General features: G+C 65.8%; 15 protein-coding genes and 1 other RNA gene. 5 read left to right on the forward strand and 11 right to left on the reverse strand.

The genetic code is table 11. The annotated features are described in order from the left end of the window. Positions 1-50: 50 nt before the first annotated feature. Both GOC52_RS08350 and GOC52_RS08355 read left to right on the forward strand, forming a co-directional pair. Positions 51-788 carry an SDR family oxidoreductase gene (locus tag GOC52_RS08350; RefSeq protein ID WP_005416162.1) on the forward strand — a complete coding sequence of 246 codons (738 nt, stop codon included), beginning with the start codon at positions 51-53 and terminating at the stop codon, positions 786-788. After that, a complete protein-coding gene (locus GOC52_RS08355; protein WP_191851134.1) occupies positions 782-2,203 on the forward strand; it encodes an efflux transporter outer membrane subunit in 1,422 nt (473 codons plus the stop codon). Before GOC52_RS08350 ends, GOC52_RS08355 begins: the two co-directional genes overlap by 7 nt. 41 nt (positions 2,204-2,244) lie before the next feature. On the opposite strand, the gene GOC52_RS08360 is transcribed toward GOC52_RS08355, so the two are convergent. Then, positions 2,245-2,622, reverse strand: coding sequence for a VOC family protein (locus GOC52_RS08360; protein ID WP_159360027.1), 378 nt, complete (start codon positions 2,620-2,622; stop codon positions 2,245-2,247). 140 nt (positions 2,623-2,762) lie between these two features. Here GOC52_RS08360 and GOC52_RS08365 point away from each other — a divergent pair, with 140 nt between their 5' ends. After that, on the forward strand, positions 2,763-3,026 hold the full coding sequence (locus tag GOC52_RS08365) for a hypothetical protein (RefSeq protein ID WP_021203970.1): 264 nt from the start codon (positions 2,763-2,765) through the stop codon (positions 3,024-3,026). A 19-nt stretch (positions 3,027-3,045) separates the two neighbouring features. Here GOC52_RS08365 and GOC52_RS08370 read toward each other — a convergent pair whose 3' ends face one another. The 6 genes from GOC52_RS08370 to GOC52_RS08395 all read right to left on the reverse strand — a co-directional run bounded on the left by GOC52_RS08370 (position 3,046) and on the right by GOC52_RS08395 (position 7,235). Next, a complete protein-coding gene (locus tag GOC52_RS08370) occupies positions 3,046-3,900 on the reverse strand; it encodes an endonuclease/exonuclease/phosphatase family protein (protein WP_043399271.1) in 855 nt (284 codons plus the stop codon). Between the two features lie 138 nt (positions 3,901-4,038). After that, positions 4,039-4,266: a hypothetical protein gene (locus GOC52_RS08375; protein ID WP_227200225.1), complete on the reverse strand. Its 228-nt coding sequence runs from the start codon at positions 4,264-4,266 to the stop codon at positions 4,039-4,041. A 59-nt stretch (positions 4,267-4,325) separates the two neighbouring features. After that, positions 4,326-4,562 (reverse strand): hypothetical protein, encoded by a 237-nt coding sequence (locus GOC52_RS08380; protein ID WP_021203968.1) that lies wholly within the window; start codon positions 4,560-4,562, stop codon positions 4,326-4,328. 87 nt (positions 4,563-4,649) lie between these two features. Then, positions 4,650-5,354, reverse strand: a complete 705-nt coding sequence (locus GOC52_RS08385; RefSeq protein WP_019661232.1) for a PA1136 family autoinducer-binding transcriptional regulator — start codon at positions 5,352-5,354, stop codon at positions 4,650-4,652. 5 nt (positions 5,355-5,359) lie between these two features. Next, positions 5,360-6,232, reverse strand: a complete 873-nt coding sequence (gene hchA / locus GOC52_RS08390) for a glyoxalase III HchA (RefSeq protein ID WP_043399281.1) — start codon at positions 6,230-6,232, stop codon at positions 5,360-5,362. A gap of 70 nt (positions 6,233-6,302) precedes the next feature. Then, complete coding sequence (locus GOC52_RS08395) at positions 6,303-7,235, reverse strand: AraC family transcriptional regulator (RefSeq protein ID WP_224329211.1); 933 nt, start codon at positions 7,233-7,235, stop codon at positions 6,303-6,305. 98 nt (positions 7,236-7,333) lie between these two features. Here GOC52_RS08395 and GOC52_RS08400 point away from each other — a divergent pair, with 98 nt between their 5' ends. Then, entirely contained in the window at positions 7,334-8,026 is a 693-nt protein-coding gene (locus GOC52_RS08400) for an alpha/beta hydrolase (RefSeq protein ID WP_043399287.1), read from the forward strand. Between the two features lie 75 nt (positions 8,027-8,101). Here GOC52_RS08400 and GOC52_RS08405 read toward each other — a convergent pair whose 3' ends face one another. Next, a complete protein-coding gene (locus GOC52_RS08405; RefSeq protein WP_071305801.1) occupies positions 8,102-10,123 on the reverse strand; it encodes an esterase/lipase family protein in 2,022 nt (673 codons plus the stop codon). A gap of 153 nt (positions 10,124-10,276) precedes the next feature. On the opposite strand from GOC52_RS08405, the gene GOC52_RS08410 reads away from it, so the two are divergent. Beyond that, positions 10,277-10,789, forward strand: a complete 513-nt coding sequence (locus tag GOC52_RS08410) for a methyltransferase family protein (protein ID WP_052148808.1) — start codon at positions 10,277-10,279, stop codon at positions 10,787-10,789. Here the strand turns inward: GOC52_RS08410 and GOC52_RS08415 are convergent. The 3 genes from GOC52_RS08415 to ssrA all read right to left on the reverse strand — a co-directional run bounded on the left by GOC52_RS08415 (position 10,753) and on the right by ssrA (position 13,616). Next, positions 10,753-11,238, reverse strand: coding sequence for a hypothetical protein (locus GOC52_RS08415; RefSeq protein ID WP_010484437.1), 486 nt, complete (start codon positions 11,236-11,238; stop codon positions 10,753-10,755). The two genes, GOC52_RS08410 and GOC52_RS08415, sit on opposite strands and share 37 nt — an antisense overlap. 143 nt (positions 11,239-11,381) lie before the next feature. Further along, positions 11,382-12,881 carry a S8 family serine peptidase gene (locus GOC52_RS08420; protein ID WP_224329213.1) on the reverse strand — a complete coding sequence of 500 codons (1,500 nt, stop codon included), beginning with the start codon at positions 12,879-12,881 and terminating at the stop codon, positions 11,382-11,384. A 342-nt stretch (positions 12,882-13,223) separates the two neighbouring features. Continuing rightward, positions 13,224-13,616: a transfer-messenger RNA gene (ssrA, locus tag GOC52_RS08425) on the reverse strand. Positions 13,617-13,785 lie beyond the last annotated feature (169 nt).

Consider the following 13,785-nt stretch of genomic DNA (forward strand, 5'->3'; position numbering starts at 1 on the left):
GCCGCCGGTCATTGGCCGGTGGCGGCTTTCCCCTCACAAGGCATGCATCCATGAACACCCATCAGAACAAGATCGCGCTGGTCACCGGCGCCACCCGTGGCATCGGCCTGGAAACTGTGCGCCAGCTGGCCCAGGCTGGCGTGCACACGCTGCTGGCCGGTCGCAAGCGTGAGACCGCCGTGGAGCTGGCACTGAAGCTGCAGGCTGAAGGCCTGCCGGTCGAAGCCCTGCAACTGGACGTGACCGACGCGGCCAGCATCGCCGAAGCGGTCGAGCAGGTGCGCCAGCGCCATGGCCGCCTCGACATCCTGGTCAACAACGCCGGCATCATGATCGAGAACCCGGCGCAGGCACCGTCGGAACAGTCACTCGATACCTGGAAGCGCACTTTCGACACCAACGTGTATGCGCTGGTGGCAGTCACCCAGGCCTTCCTGCCGCTGGTCAAGCAGGCCAAGTCCGGGCGCATCGTCAACGTATCGAGCATGCTCGGCTCGCAGACCCTGCACGCCGACCCGGCGTCGGGCATCTACGATTTCAAGATCCCGGCCTACAACGCCTCCAAGGCGGCGGTGAACAGCTGGACCCTGAGTCTGGCCTACGAACTGCGCAATACCCCGATCAAGGTCAACACCGTGCATCCGGGTTACGTGAAGACCGACATGAACGGCGGCAACGGCGAAATCGAAATCAGCGAAGGCGCACGTTCCAGCGTGGAAATGGCGTTGATCGGTGAATCCGGCGCCAGCGGCAGCTTCACCTACCTGGGCGAGGTGCTGCCATGGTGATCCGCACGTTGGCGATGGCCGTCTCCAGCCTGGTGCTGGCGGGCTGTGTCAGCGTCGGCCCGAACTACAGGGCCCCGGTGCAGGAACCGGTGGTCCTCCAGAGCGCGCAGCAGCCGGTCTTCAGCACTACTTCGCCGGTGGCCAGCTGGTGGGCGCAGTTCGATGATCCGGTGCTGGAACAGCTGGTGCATGGCGCACTGTCGGACAACCTGGATCTTCGCGTGGCCGTGGCCCGCGTCAGCCAGGCCCGCGCGGTGTTCGTCGAAAGCCGTTTCGACCAGGCCCCGCACATCACCGCAGGCGGCAGCTACGACCGCCGCAAGCAACCCGATCCGCAGCTGGGTGGGCAGCGGGTGTTCAGTGAAAGCTACCAGCTCGGCTTCGACGCCGGCTGGGAGCTGGATCTGTTCGGCCGCAAGCGCCGTGCTGCAGAAGCCGCGCGCGCCGACCTCGACGCCGAGCAGGCCAACCTGGCCGATGCGCAGGTGCTGGTCGCCGCCGAAGTGGCGCGCAACTACTTCGAGCTGCGCGGTACGCAGAAGCGCATCGCCGTGGCCCAGCACACGCTGGTCAACCTGCGCGATACGCAGAAGCTGACCGAGGCGCGCTGGGAGCTGGGCGCCGGCAGTGAGCTGGACGTGCAGAGCAGCCGTGCACGGCTGAAGGCGATCGAGGCCGACATTCCGCTTCTGGAAGTGGCCGAGACGCAGTCGCGTAACCGGCTGGCGGTGCTGCTGGGCCAGCGCCCGGAAACGCTGACCGCCATGCTGGCACCACATGACGTGCCGGCATTCGCCAAGGCACTGCCGCTGGGCGATACCCGCGAGCTGCTGCGCCAACGCGCCGACGTGCGCGTGGCCGAGCGTCGCCTGGCCGCTGCTACCGCACGCGTGGGCGTGGCTACTGCGGACCTGTTCCCGCGGCTGTCGCTGTCCGGTTTCGTCGGCTTCCTCGGCGGCGATGCAAGTGGCCTGGTCAATGGCAACAACAAGGCCTGGTCGCTGACCCCGTCGCTGAGCTGGGCAGCATTCGACTTCGGCACCGTGCGTGCACGCCTGCGTGCCAGCAAGGCCGAGGCCGAAGGCGTGGCAGCACAGTATGAGCAGGCCGTGCTGCTGGCACTGGAAGACACCGAAAACGCGCTGACCCGCTATTCCAAGCAGCAGGCGCGGCTGGCGATCGTGGTCGAGCAGGCGCAGGCGGCACGCCGCGCTGAGTCGCTGGCGCAGATCCGCTACCGCGAGGGCTCGGAGGACTTCCTGACCCTGCTGGATGCGCAGCGCACGCAACTGGCGGCCGATGATGCGTTGGCGGCCGCCGAGTCCGAGGTCAACGTCAGCGTGGTGGGCGTGTACAAGGCGCTGGGGGGATGGGGTCAATCACCGCAGCCGCCGAGTGTGGCGCAGGTGCAGTAACCGCAGGGGACGGAAGCAGTGGCTTCCGTCCCTTTCTTCTTTCAGGGCCAGTGATTGGCAGGCACCTCGCGCTCGCGCATGCGCACGATGCAGAAGCGATGGCCGGTCGGTGCTTCCATTACCCACCAACGTTTGACGAAGCCGATCCGGCGCGCGCCGAGCCTCTCCAGGCGGTCGGCCTCGGCGTCGATGTCGTCGCTCTCGATGTCCAGGTGCACCCGTGACGGGTGATCGACGCGCTGGACTTCAACGTCCAGGCCCGCCGGAGCACCGAGCAGGTCGGCGTACTCGGCGGCGTCTTCGGCACGGGCGGGCCGCGCCTGCAGGCCAAGCGCGGCGGCCCAGAAGCGGGCGCCTTCGTCGGCGGGAATGCCCTCGCAATCGATGATGAAACCGGCCAGGCGACTCTGGTGTGCCATGCCCTTCTCCACAGTTTGGGAACAGGGGCAGGGTAGCGCGGCGTCTGCTGTGGACGTTGTCACAGTCGTGACGTTTCTGACTCTGCCGGAAGCCGTGTCCGCCGTGTAACTAGTGGGGCAGATTCCAGGGAGTACACACGATGAGCGATGACAGGCGGGATACCCAGCGCATGCTGTTTGGCGACCCGGGGCCACCCGGTGCGGGCCTTTCGGTGGCGGTCGTTGTGCTGCTGGTGCTGGCGACGATGGCCGCTGCGATCGGTTTCCTGCGACTGCCCGATCCGATGCTGGGGCTCGGGCTGATCGGTGTCGCCGTGTTCCTTGCCGTCGGCGCCCGCATCTGCCAGGCGCGCAACCAGCACCAGGCGTTGTACCGGCTGTTGTCGCGGCAGCCGCCGCCGTAGCCACGGCTGCCGCGGGAATTCAGGGCTTCGGCCAGTCCAGCTCGACCACCAGCGGGAAATGATCCGACGGCAGCACGCCGTCGATGCGACGATCATCGGTAAGGAAGCTGCGCGCACGGAAGCCACGCACCAGCACCCAGTCCAGCTGCACGGTGGCCTTGCCGGTGAAGTCGTGGAAGGTCGGGCGCGGACCCTGCGGTGTTTTCACCTGGGTACGGGTGTCCTGCAGCAGGCGGGTGAACGCCCTGTAGGTGTCACCGCCGGGCTCGCTGTTGAAGTCACCGGTCAACACCACCGGCAGGTCGTCCGGCATGGCCTGCAGGCGCTTGCCGATGAGCTCGGCACCCTTCACCCGGCGCGGTTCGTCCTCGTCGCGGTAGGGCAGGTGGGTATTGAGGAAGTAGAAGCGACGGCCATCGTCCAGGCGCCGGAACAGGGCCCAGGTGACCATACGCGGGTACAGGTTGCCCCAGCTGATGCTGCCAGGGACGTCCGGCGTATCCGAAAGCCAGAAGTTGCCGGATTCCTCGATGGCCAGCACCTTGCTGTCGTAGAACACGCCCATGTGCTCATCGCCGCTGCCACCGCGGCGGCCTTCACCGAACCAGCGGTAGCCGGGCAGGTGCCCTGACAGGTAGTCGGCCTGTTCCTTCACCAGTTCCTGGGTGCCGATCACTGCCGGGTGCGCGTCGAGGATCACCTTGACCATCGCATCACGGCGGTCGGGCCAGCGCTTGCCCGGCTCGGTGTCAGCCGGGGTACGGACGTTGAATGACATCACCTTCAACGGCGCCGGCGTGACGGCCCAGGCAACGGCAGGCAGAGCAAGCGCCAGCAGCGCACTCAGCGCCGGGCGACGGAAACGCGACAACATCGTCGAATCCCTCCATTCCATGAAAACGGTTTCATGGAGCATGCCATGGAAGGCGGGGGCAGTGGTATGCCGGGACGGGCGACTTGGAGGCGCCGGGCGGACGCTGGACGCTCCGCCCGGCAGATGCCCCTTGCCCGATCAGGGGTCGTAGATCATCCCGTTCTCGTCGCGGTTGTAGTGGTCGCTGGCCACGCGGGTGCCGTCGTCATGGACCACGTACAGCGTGCAACGCTGGTGGAACACGTTGCCGCTGATGCGGAAGGGCACGCACTCCTCCTGCAGGCCGACCTCTTCGGCTGCATTCGCCGGCGGCGAGGGCACCAGGGCCGCAAGTGCAACTACTGCAGCGAAAGAAAAAGCGGTCATTCGATTGTGCAGCGTCATTGATCACACTCCTTGTAGCCGTAGTCGGTGTCCGATGCAGATCAGTCTGCCGGGAGGTACCACTGACCGTTCTCGTCTATCCAGTACACCGACGTGAAAACGGTGCCGTCTGCCAGAGTGCGGGTGACGGTGCAGCGCTGATGCACGAGGTTGGGCCCAAGTCTTACGGGCACGCAATCGGTCGTCGATCCGGGGGACCCGGCCGCGTGGCCAGTCGCCGGTATCCCACTACCCAATGCCAACATCAATGCGGCCATCGCGGCCAGTTGCAGTTTCATAAGCATCATCCTTGCTTTCTGCAATCGCGCACATGCGCATGGCGTGTGTAACACGCGAACCAGAGATCCGGAAGTGCCTCGCCGCGATCAGTCTTCGATCTCGCCGCGACGGCTGGCGGCACGCACTGCCTGCGCGGTGGTCGCCACACCCAGCCGTTGCCGCGCGTGGCGCAGGTGGTTCTCCACCGTGCGCGTGGAAAGCCCAAGCGTGGCCGCGATCTCAGCTTGCCGGCGCCCGGCGGCGACCCAGCGCAGCACTTCGCGCTCGCGGTTGCTCAGTGCGCTTCCCGAACGCTCGGCAGGCGATTCGGCCAGACGGCGCGCGGCCCGGAATGCTGCGGTTGCAGCAGCTTCCAGCCGCAGGCGCGCGTTGGCCGACGCGTCGATTGACGTACCGGCAACGCTGACCGCGCCTTCCAGGCCGGTGATGCCGAACACCGGCACCTGCAGCCCATGCAGGCCTTCGCCGCGAGGCTGCTTCACCACCTGGTAGCGCTCGCCGCGAACGCCCAGGCGCTTGCTCCAGAAGAACGGCGCGTTGCTGTCCAGCACGTGGCGATTGACGGGGCAGGCGTGGAGGTAGCGCGCAAGGTCGGTATCGCTGCCATCGCCGAACCAGTCGCCCTCGATCCAGTACACGCGTTGCGTACCCCGCTCCAGCCCGGTGCCGGTGGCAAACACCAGCACGCGGTCGAAGCCGAGCGGTGCCGCGATGCCTCGCAGGACTGCACCCACCGCGCTCAGCGAACGGGCGCGTTCCAGCTCCAGCAGCGCCTGCACCAGCTCGGTCATCCGGCTCAGCGCCCGGCCAAGGCGTCGAGCAGGGCGCGTGCAGCCAGTTTGCCCAGCGCATTGCCAGCCAACGGGCTGTCGCCGGTCAGCAGCAGGCGGTCCTGCAGCACGCTGCCATCGATGCCGTCATTGACGATCTGCACGCCCCGCTGTGCCAGGCGCTCACCGAAGAACCACGGCAACTGTCCAGGCATGTAGCCGATCTCCGGCGTCTGCCGGTCCATCGCATCGGGGAAGGCGCAGATGCGGTAGCCGCGGAACAGCGAACCGCCATCGGCCTCGTCCACGCCCGCGGCCAGCAACGCGGCCGGACCATGGCAGAGGGTGATGATGTGGCGTTGCTCGGCCATCGCCCAGCGCAGGGCTGCCTTTACCGCGCGACTCTGCGGCAATCCGATAAGGGCGCCATGGCCACCGGGAATGAACACGGCTGCATAATCCGATGCGGCATCGAGGCCTGCCACCACCTCATCCAACGGCAGTGGCTGGCGGAAGCGGGCCTCGTAGCGGTCGTACAGTCCGCCGATCTCCTTGTCCTCGCGCGGGAACGCCCACCACTCGAACTTCGCGGCGTTGCCGGACAGCGTGGCCACATCGATGTCGAAGCCGGCTTTGTCCAGGTGGTACATCGGCAGCAGGGTTTCCACCGGATGGTTGCCGGTGGAGAACAGGTGGCCGTTGGCAGTGGGCAGATAGCGTTCGTCCGCAGCGATCATCAGCACCTTCCAGCGGCCGTCGCGGCGCGCGTCGGGATAGTCGGCACCGGACAGGTCGCTCTTCGCCGACGTGAACTGTGACAGCGAGTACGGAGACGGGAAGAAGGCGTCGCGCTCGGCCGGATCGGGGCTGGGATGGCGGCTGGGTTCTTGCGTGTTCATGCGGACCTCCAGTGGGGTAGTGGAGCCAGCATAGAAGGGCTGATGCGCAGGCGCGATGAGGGTTTTCCCCTCATTCGCGCGACGCTGCCATCTGTTGGCGCCAGGCATTCGGGCTCATGCCGAAAGCACGGCGGAACGCACGGCTGAATGCTGGTTCGGAGAGATACCCGACGTCTCCGGCGATCTGCGAAACCCGCCGGTTTCCGCTGCGCAGCAGCTCCGCGGCCAGCTGCAATCGCGATCCAGCGAGATAACGCATCGGTGACATGCCGGTGGCCAGGCTGAACCGCTGCGCGAAGTTCGAGCGGGACTGATTCAGGCTTGCCGCCAGAGACTCGACCGTCCATGCCTGTGCGGGGTGTGCCTGCATCAACGCCAGTGCCCGCCCGATCAATGGGTCGGCCAGTGCGTGCAGACGCTGGCAGTTGTGAGGGCTGGAGGTTCCCAGCCAGTAGCGCAGCGTCCAGACAAACAACAGGTCGAGCAGGCGTGACAGCATCAGCCCACTACCCAGCGTGGGCCGGGCCGCTTCAACCTGGATTGCGCCCAGGGTTACCGCCACCCAATCGGCTGAGCTGGCGGGAAATCCGTTCGGCATCCGGTCAACCCCGGGAACATGCAGCCAGCCGGGCAGGGCATCAAGCAGCAGCTGGCTGCCTGGGCCATCAAATCCAAAGGACGCCGTGGTCAGATGGGCAGGTTGCGGGGCGTCGCCGGCACAGTCGATGCGATGTGTCCTGCCATGCGGCATCAACAGCAGCTCGCCGGTCTGCAGTGGCACCACCGTGGCATCCGCATGCAGGCGTGCCGTGCCCTGTTCGATGAAATGGAAGCAGCCGCGCCCCACGGCAATGATGCGGGCCCCACCGGGCTGCACGACGTGGCGGGTGATGTCGCCGCCGTGCATGCGCGAGGACTGGAAGATCGCAAACAAGGCGTCGGAGCCGGCCTGAAGCGATTCGGTGGTGTGGAGCCTTGGCATGGTTTTCAGGAGTCCGTGCATCGCCGCTGGCAGGGGCGATCCGTAGTCTGGTCGGGTGGCTTCAGGCAGCGCTGATGGCTGTCGGGCAACGATCCCATCCAAGTGAGGAGTTCTGCAAGATGAGCAAGCCAAGCATCATTCTGGTTCATGGTTTCTGGGGCGGCGCCGCGCATTGGGCCAAGGTGATCCTGGAGCTCGATCGCCGGGGCTTCCACGATCTGCATGCCGTGGAACTGCCGTTGACGTCGCTGGCCGACGACGCAGAGCGGACCCGGCGCATGATCCGCCAGGTTGCGGGGCCGGTGCTGCTGGTCGGCCATTCGTATGGTGGCGCGGTGATCTCCGAAGCCGGAAACGAACCCAACGTGACCGGCCTGGTCTTCATCGCCGCGTTCGCGCCGGATGCGGGCGAGAGCCCTGGCGGCATCACCCAGCAACAGCTGCCGCAGGCGGCGGCCAATCTGGCGCCGGACAGCGACGGCTACCTGTGGCTGCAGCCCGGCAAATTCCACGAGAGTTTCTGCCAGGACCTGCAGGCCGACGAGGCGCGGGTGATGGCGGTCACCCAGAAGGCGCCGCTGGCGAGCACGTTCGGTGATGCCGTCAGTGATCCGGCGTGGCGGCACAAGCCGAGCTGGTACCAGGTCTCCAGCGCGGACCACATGATTCACCCTGACAACCAGCGGCGCATGGCGGCGCGCATGCAGCCACGTGCCAGCATCACGCTGGATGCCAGTCATGCATCGCTGGCATCGCAGCCGGTAGCGGTGGCCGATCTGATCACCGAAGCTGCGTCCGACGGACAAGGCTGAGTTTCCCGGTCTTGCCGCGGTGGCGGTGTCCCGGTCAGCCCGGATACCGCTGCCGTGATGCCGCCACGCTGTGCGTTACTTGTTCTGCCGGTCGTGTTCCTGCATGTCTTCATGCAGGATCCGCCGTAGTTCGACGATGGCCGGCGTGGCTTCCTGCACGCTGTGCCCGGACACGATCACCTTCTCCGAATCCGCGTGCGGCAGGTGCGAGCTCCAGTAAGGAACCAGCCCGTCGTCGGTCTTTTCCAGCGGACCATCGGCCTTGGCCCGCGCGATGATCGAGTGGTAGTGCACCTTCGGCGACATCGGCAGGTCGGCCACGGCGCGGACGAAGGGATCGTCCTTGTCCAGATTCTGGATGCTGTTCATCTGGTAGCCGTGCTTGCCGTCGTTGCGATCGATCTGGCCGTCGTTGGCGATGGTGGCGACGTCTTCCAGCACGGTCAGCGGCAACCGCACCAGGCGACCGATCCAGCGGCCCAGGCGGGTGCCCGCCACATCGGTGCCGCGGTGTGGTGTGGCGATGAATACCACGCGCGATACTTCCGGCTCCGGCAGGAAGGTCAGCACCGGTGCGCCTTTGGTACGCAGCAGTTCACGCTGTGCCGGCGTCATCTGCGCAGTCTCCAGCAGGGTGTCGACCAGATGATCGCCGGAAGAGGAGATCATCAGCCGCGCGATCACCCCACCCATGCTGTGCCCGACCAGCACCATGTCATGCGAAGCCTGCGCCTTGCCGCTGGGGTCGAAATGCTTGAACACCTCATCCAGCGTGTGGCGCATCGAATCGTGGCTCATCGCGATGGGCATGTTGGTGGGGTAGTAGAACTGCCAGACCTGGAAGTCCTGGCGGATCTCGTCGTCGCGCATCAGCTCGTTGGCGACGTTGACCCAGGCTTCCGGACTGCTGGCCAGGCCATGGATCATCAGCAGCACGCGGCGGTTCGGATCGTAGGGCTGCATCATGTACAGATGCGGCGTGTCGATGCCGCCTTTGCCACCGAACAGCGAACGCAGTGATTGGTGGCTGAAGTTGGAGCGCGCCAGCCACAATGCGTAGCCTGCGGTGAAGTTCGCGGCCAATGGCACCTGCTGCCCATGCAGGGTGACTTCCGTGACCTGGTAGGGATCGTGGATCTCCAGTTCCGGCTCGTCGTCGTGCAGCACTTCCCACAGGTTCTTTCCGGAGAAGCGCAGCAGTACCGTCATCGATGGCGACGGCATCTCGCTCCAGCTCTGCGTGACCGGTGTGGTGGCCTGCGCGGCGGGTGTTGTGGCCGGCGGCGTGGTGGCGGTGGTGGCGGCCGGATCCTCCATCACGGCCACCAGTTCGGCACCGAAGCCATCGCGGCGATGCACGCTGCGCAGCGTGCCGGTGAACGACAGCGAGGCGGCCGGTACCAGTTCGGTGGGGGTACGCGTATCCAGCGGCGATGCCTCGCCTGAAGGTGCCAGCACGAAGGTCCAGCGGCCCAGCTGGAAATGGCTGGCCTGGCTGTGCACGCGCCCGGTGGCATAGGCGTTGTACAACTGCACCGAGGCTTCCTGCACGGCCAGGTTGTAGTAGTCGCGCACCTGGGTCTGGCGGTCCTCGAAACCACGCTGGTTGGCGGTGCGCTCGGTGAAGAACAGATAGGCGTAGGCTTGGCGCGCGACCTGCATCCACGCGTCCAGGCGCGGTTGGAAATCGGCATCCAGCTCGGTGATCGCGCTCTTGGCACGGCCGGAGGTGGAGTACTCGCGCTTGGGCGCCGGCAGGGTCATCGCATGCTGCAGCCACAGCTCGGCCAGGCTTGAGCGCTTGTCCTCCTCGCGCACCACGATGCTGCCTTCCATGGCCTCGATGCAGGGCAGGCCGGGCTTGGCGCAGAAGCCTTCGTCGAGACCGGCCACGCGCAGCGTTTCCATGGTGGCCGAACTGAGCTTGCCGGTGGTGAGGATGTCGCCGCGCTTCAGGGCGATGTACTGGCCGGGGGTGACCGAGGCCACCTGCACCGACGGCCCGAACTGGCGCAACGTGGCGCAGCCGCCCAGGGTGAGCAGCACGGTGATGATGAGGGTCGTGCGACCGATGAAGCCCAAGCCCGTGGTTGCCATACGATCCTCCTGCGCGGTGGCGCCACTCTAGCGGTCGGCATGTCAAAGCGGAAGATACCGGGCGGTCGGTTTGGAGTGCGGAAGTGCCGCCAACCGGGCGATTCAGGCATTTCCGTGTGACACTGGGGTGAACAGGATGAATGCAGGGCTGCGATGCGCTGGCTTGAGACCCGTGTTCCTCCGCCTCTTGCGATGCTGTTGTGCGCCGCCATCGGTTATATGGGCAGCCGATGGCAGCCGGGCGGGGCGTTGCAGCTACCGATGCCTGAGTTGCTTGCGGGTCTGGTGATGGTCTTCGGCGTGGTCTTGAACCTGCTGCCGAAGCTGGCCTTCCGTCGCGTGGGCACCACGGTCAATCCCCTGCGGCCGGCGGCGTCGAGCGTGCTGGTCACGCACGGCGTGTACCGCTACACACGCAACCCGATGTATCTGGGCCAGGCCACTGTCCTGGCAGGTGCCATGCTGTACCTGCAGAACCTGGCCGCACTGCTGGCTGTGCCGCTGTTCGTGCTGTACATCAACCGGTGGCAGATCGTACCGGAAGAGCGGGCACTGTCGGCCCGCCTTCCTGAGGCATACGCAGCCTTCCGCCAGCGAGTACGGCACTGGCTCCAGCGCGGGTCAGGCCGTTACGGCGCGATCTGGCACTTCACGGCGGCGGAATAACCTTCGTAATCGTCACCGGCAATCACGTGCAGGGTGTGGCGCTTGTCGATGCGCTTCACGTACGAGGGCTCTTCGGTGTTGGCGTATTCGTTGACCGTGGTCACCGACCAGGTCTTGGCGAGGCGCTTCGGATCGACACCGTTCAAGTAGACGAAGACGCTCTTCTCGCCCTCGGCGACGTTCACATCGGCATGGGTGACGGTACCGCCGAACAGGGCGACTGGCGTGGTTTCCGGCTCGAACGTGCCGCCAGGCTTCCTGGCCAGGCCAGCTGCCTGCAGGGCATCGATGGCCTCGGCTTCGCTGAAGTTCGAACCTGCCTTGCAGGCCAGCAGGGCCTCCAGCGTTGCGGTGCCGGCGGGGGCGATGGCAGGCGGGGCTGCGTGGGTAGCCGAGCTCGCGGCCAGAGCGGTCATGACCACGGCGAACGCGGTGTTTCTGGTTCTCATTGCAGGTCCTTCTGTACGTGACGGAGCAGCGCGCCCGGCACCGGGCGCGGAACCGGATTATGGGCCTGCTGATGTTGCCTGCGTGTACAGATCGGATGCGCGACGAAGGCGCAGCGACCTTGCCGGGCCGCTGCGCCATGCCATCAGTTGCTGGCCGCCTTCACCGCTTCTGCGGCGTCGACAATGCCTGGCCCGCAACCACCCGGGCAGTTTGCTGCCGCGATCGGGCGCGCAGTGCGACGCAGGATGTCCTTGACCTGGTCGGTGGTCTTGGGCACCGGCGCCACTGCCTGCATCAGCGCGACGATGCCGGCGACGTGCGGCGCCGCCATCGAGGTGCCGGACATGAAGTCGAAGGCGTTGTTGCCCACGGTGGACAGGATGCCCTGTGCCGGATGCTGGCGGGTCGGTGCGCAGTTGGTCTGGTTCGGCGGCGTGGCCAGCGGCAGGAACTCGCCGACGGACGCGCGGCAGGACCAGGTTTCACCACCGGGTGCGGTGATGTGGATGCCTGCGCCGTAGTTGGAGTAGAACGCACGACGACCGCCCTGATCGTTGGCGGCAACCGCAATCACGCCCTTGCAGTTCGCCGGAGCAAACTCGGACACATCCAGATTGCTGTTGCCGGCGGCGACCACCACGATCGTGCCCTGCGCGGTGATGTCGTCGATTGCATCCTGCTCGGCCGGCGAGCAGGCCCGGCGGCCGCCGAGGCTGAGATTGATGACTTCAGCCGGGTTGGCATTGGCCGGGACGTTGGGCACGTTGATACCCGCACTCCAGAGCATGCCGTCGATGATGTCGGCGGAACCGCCATTGCCCTGGTTGCCGAGTACGCGCACCGGCACGACCTTCGCGTTGTAGGCCACGCCGGCGACGCCGATCTGGTTGTTGGTCACCGCTGCGACCGTCCCAGCGACGTGGGTGCCGTGAGCGATGCCCGAGGCATCGAAGGCATCGGCGTCGCGTCCGTCGCCATCGTCGGAGCCACCACAGCCGGGATTCATTCCCCCGATGATGCATTGCCAATCACTGAACGGGCGGGTGGACGAGATCATGTCGTAACCTGGCAACAGGTTCGCCTGCAGGTCGTTGTTGTTCAGATACCCCGAATCGACCACAGCCACCACCACACCCTGGCCGGTGGAGCGGTCCCACGCGGCCGGCAGGCGCGCACCGCTGGTCGGATTGCTGTAGTGCCACTGCTCGCCGTAGCGCGGATCGTTCGGTGTGGTGAACGCGCTCATCATGTAGTTCGGCTGCACATACTCGACGTCCGGATCGTCGGCGATGCGCTGCATCAGGATCTGCGCTTCCGGAAGATCCAGTGCCTTGTCCGTGGTGACGACGTCGGCGCCACCGCCCATGCGGCGCTGGTGGGTCACGGCTGGGGCCGGCGCAGCGCCGATCGAGCGCTTGCTGCGTTGCTGGATGCCGAGGCGCTTCTTCAGCGCATCCTGTGCGGTGGTAGCCGAAACGCGCTTGCTGCTGCCGTCCCGGTACTTGACGATGAAACTGCTGTACTGCTCGTTGCTGGCCATGCCTCGCGTCCATACCCGTTCGGTGGGTTGGGCGAAGGCGGGGGCGCTGACCAGAACCAGGGTGATGGCGCTGGCAAGGGAAACCCGAAGCGACGTACGCATGGATACAGTTCCTTTGTGAAAGATGTGTCGAACAGGCCGTGCCCCTCGGGCGCGGCTTCATGTGAAGGGTGCGGGTGCTCCGTGGTCTCCTCTTGATGGCGACCAGGGACGAACGGCTTCGCGGACACATCCCCCCCAATGGGAGGCTGGGAAAATTCTGAAGTGATTTAGTGATGTCGAAGGTGAGAGAAGATGCGCGGTGTCGACCTTTCTCGACGGCATCGGATCGCGACTGCGCCTGGGCGGTGAACTCCGCGGCGAGGCGAGGCGGGCAATAAAAAAGCCCGGAAACCCACGTTGGTGGAATTTCCGGGCTTCTCCGGTCCTTGACGAACCGTTCGTTGGTGGAGGTGGGCGGAATTGAACCGCCGTCCGAAGGCACTCCATCCCCAGCACTACATGCTTAGCTCACCGTTGAATCTCATCCCCGAGCAGCACGGTGTGCAAAGCGCACCCGGGAACCAGCCTGTTGTGTTCTAGTGCCGGACTGACAGGCAGCCGCCCAGCGCGATTCCATGATAATGACTCTACGCTGCGAGCATGGACACAAGCAGTTTCGAGGCTCCGCCTAAGTCGGCAGAAGGTCACGCACCGCAGTTTTTAGGCTGCGAGAGCGACCGGAGCGTAGTTGTCGTCGTTGGCAACTAGAGTTTTGCAGCTGGATTTACGAGGAAAGCTACCCCCTCGGCATGCGCCAGGCGACTTCACAACCCCCGTCGAAACCAATGCACCCCCGGTTTCTTCAAGTGCTGCAAGGCTTTGCGGCCAATGCCGTCATAAACGCTGACACTGACCCTGCCCAACGAAACGGATCTTACGGCAATCTTCCTGAACAGTCACGCGCGGTCAGGGCTGACGCTGAAATCGTTCAGCCGCCGCTGCTGTCCAGAGGCAGGCAGCGGGG

The organism is Stenotrophomonas sp. SXG-1 (genome assembly GCF_014083965.1).
In the GTDB taxonomy this organism is placed as follows: domain Bacteria; phylum Pseudomonadota; class Gammaproteobacteria; order Xanthomonadales; family Xanthomonadaceae; genus Stenotrophomonas; species Stenotrophomonas geniculata.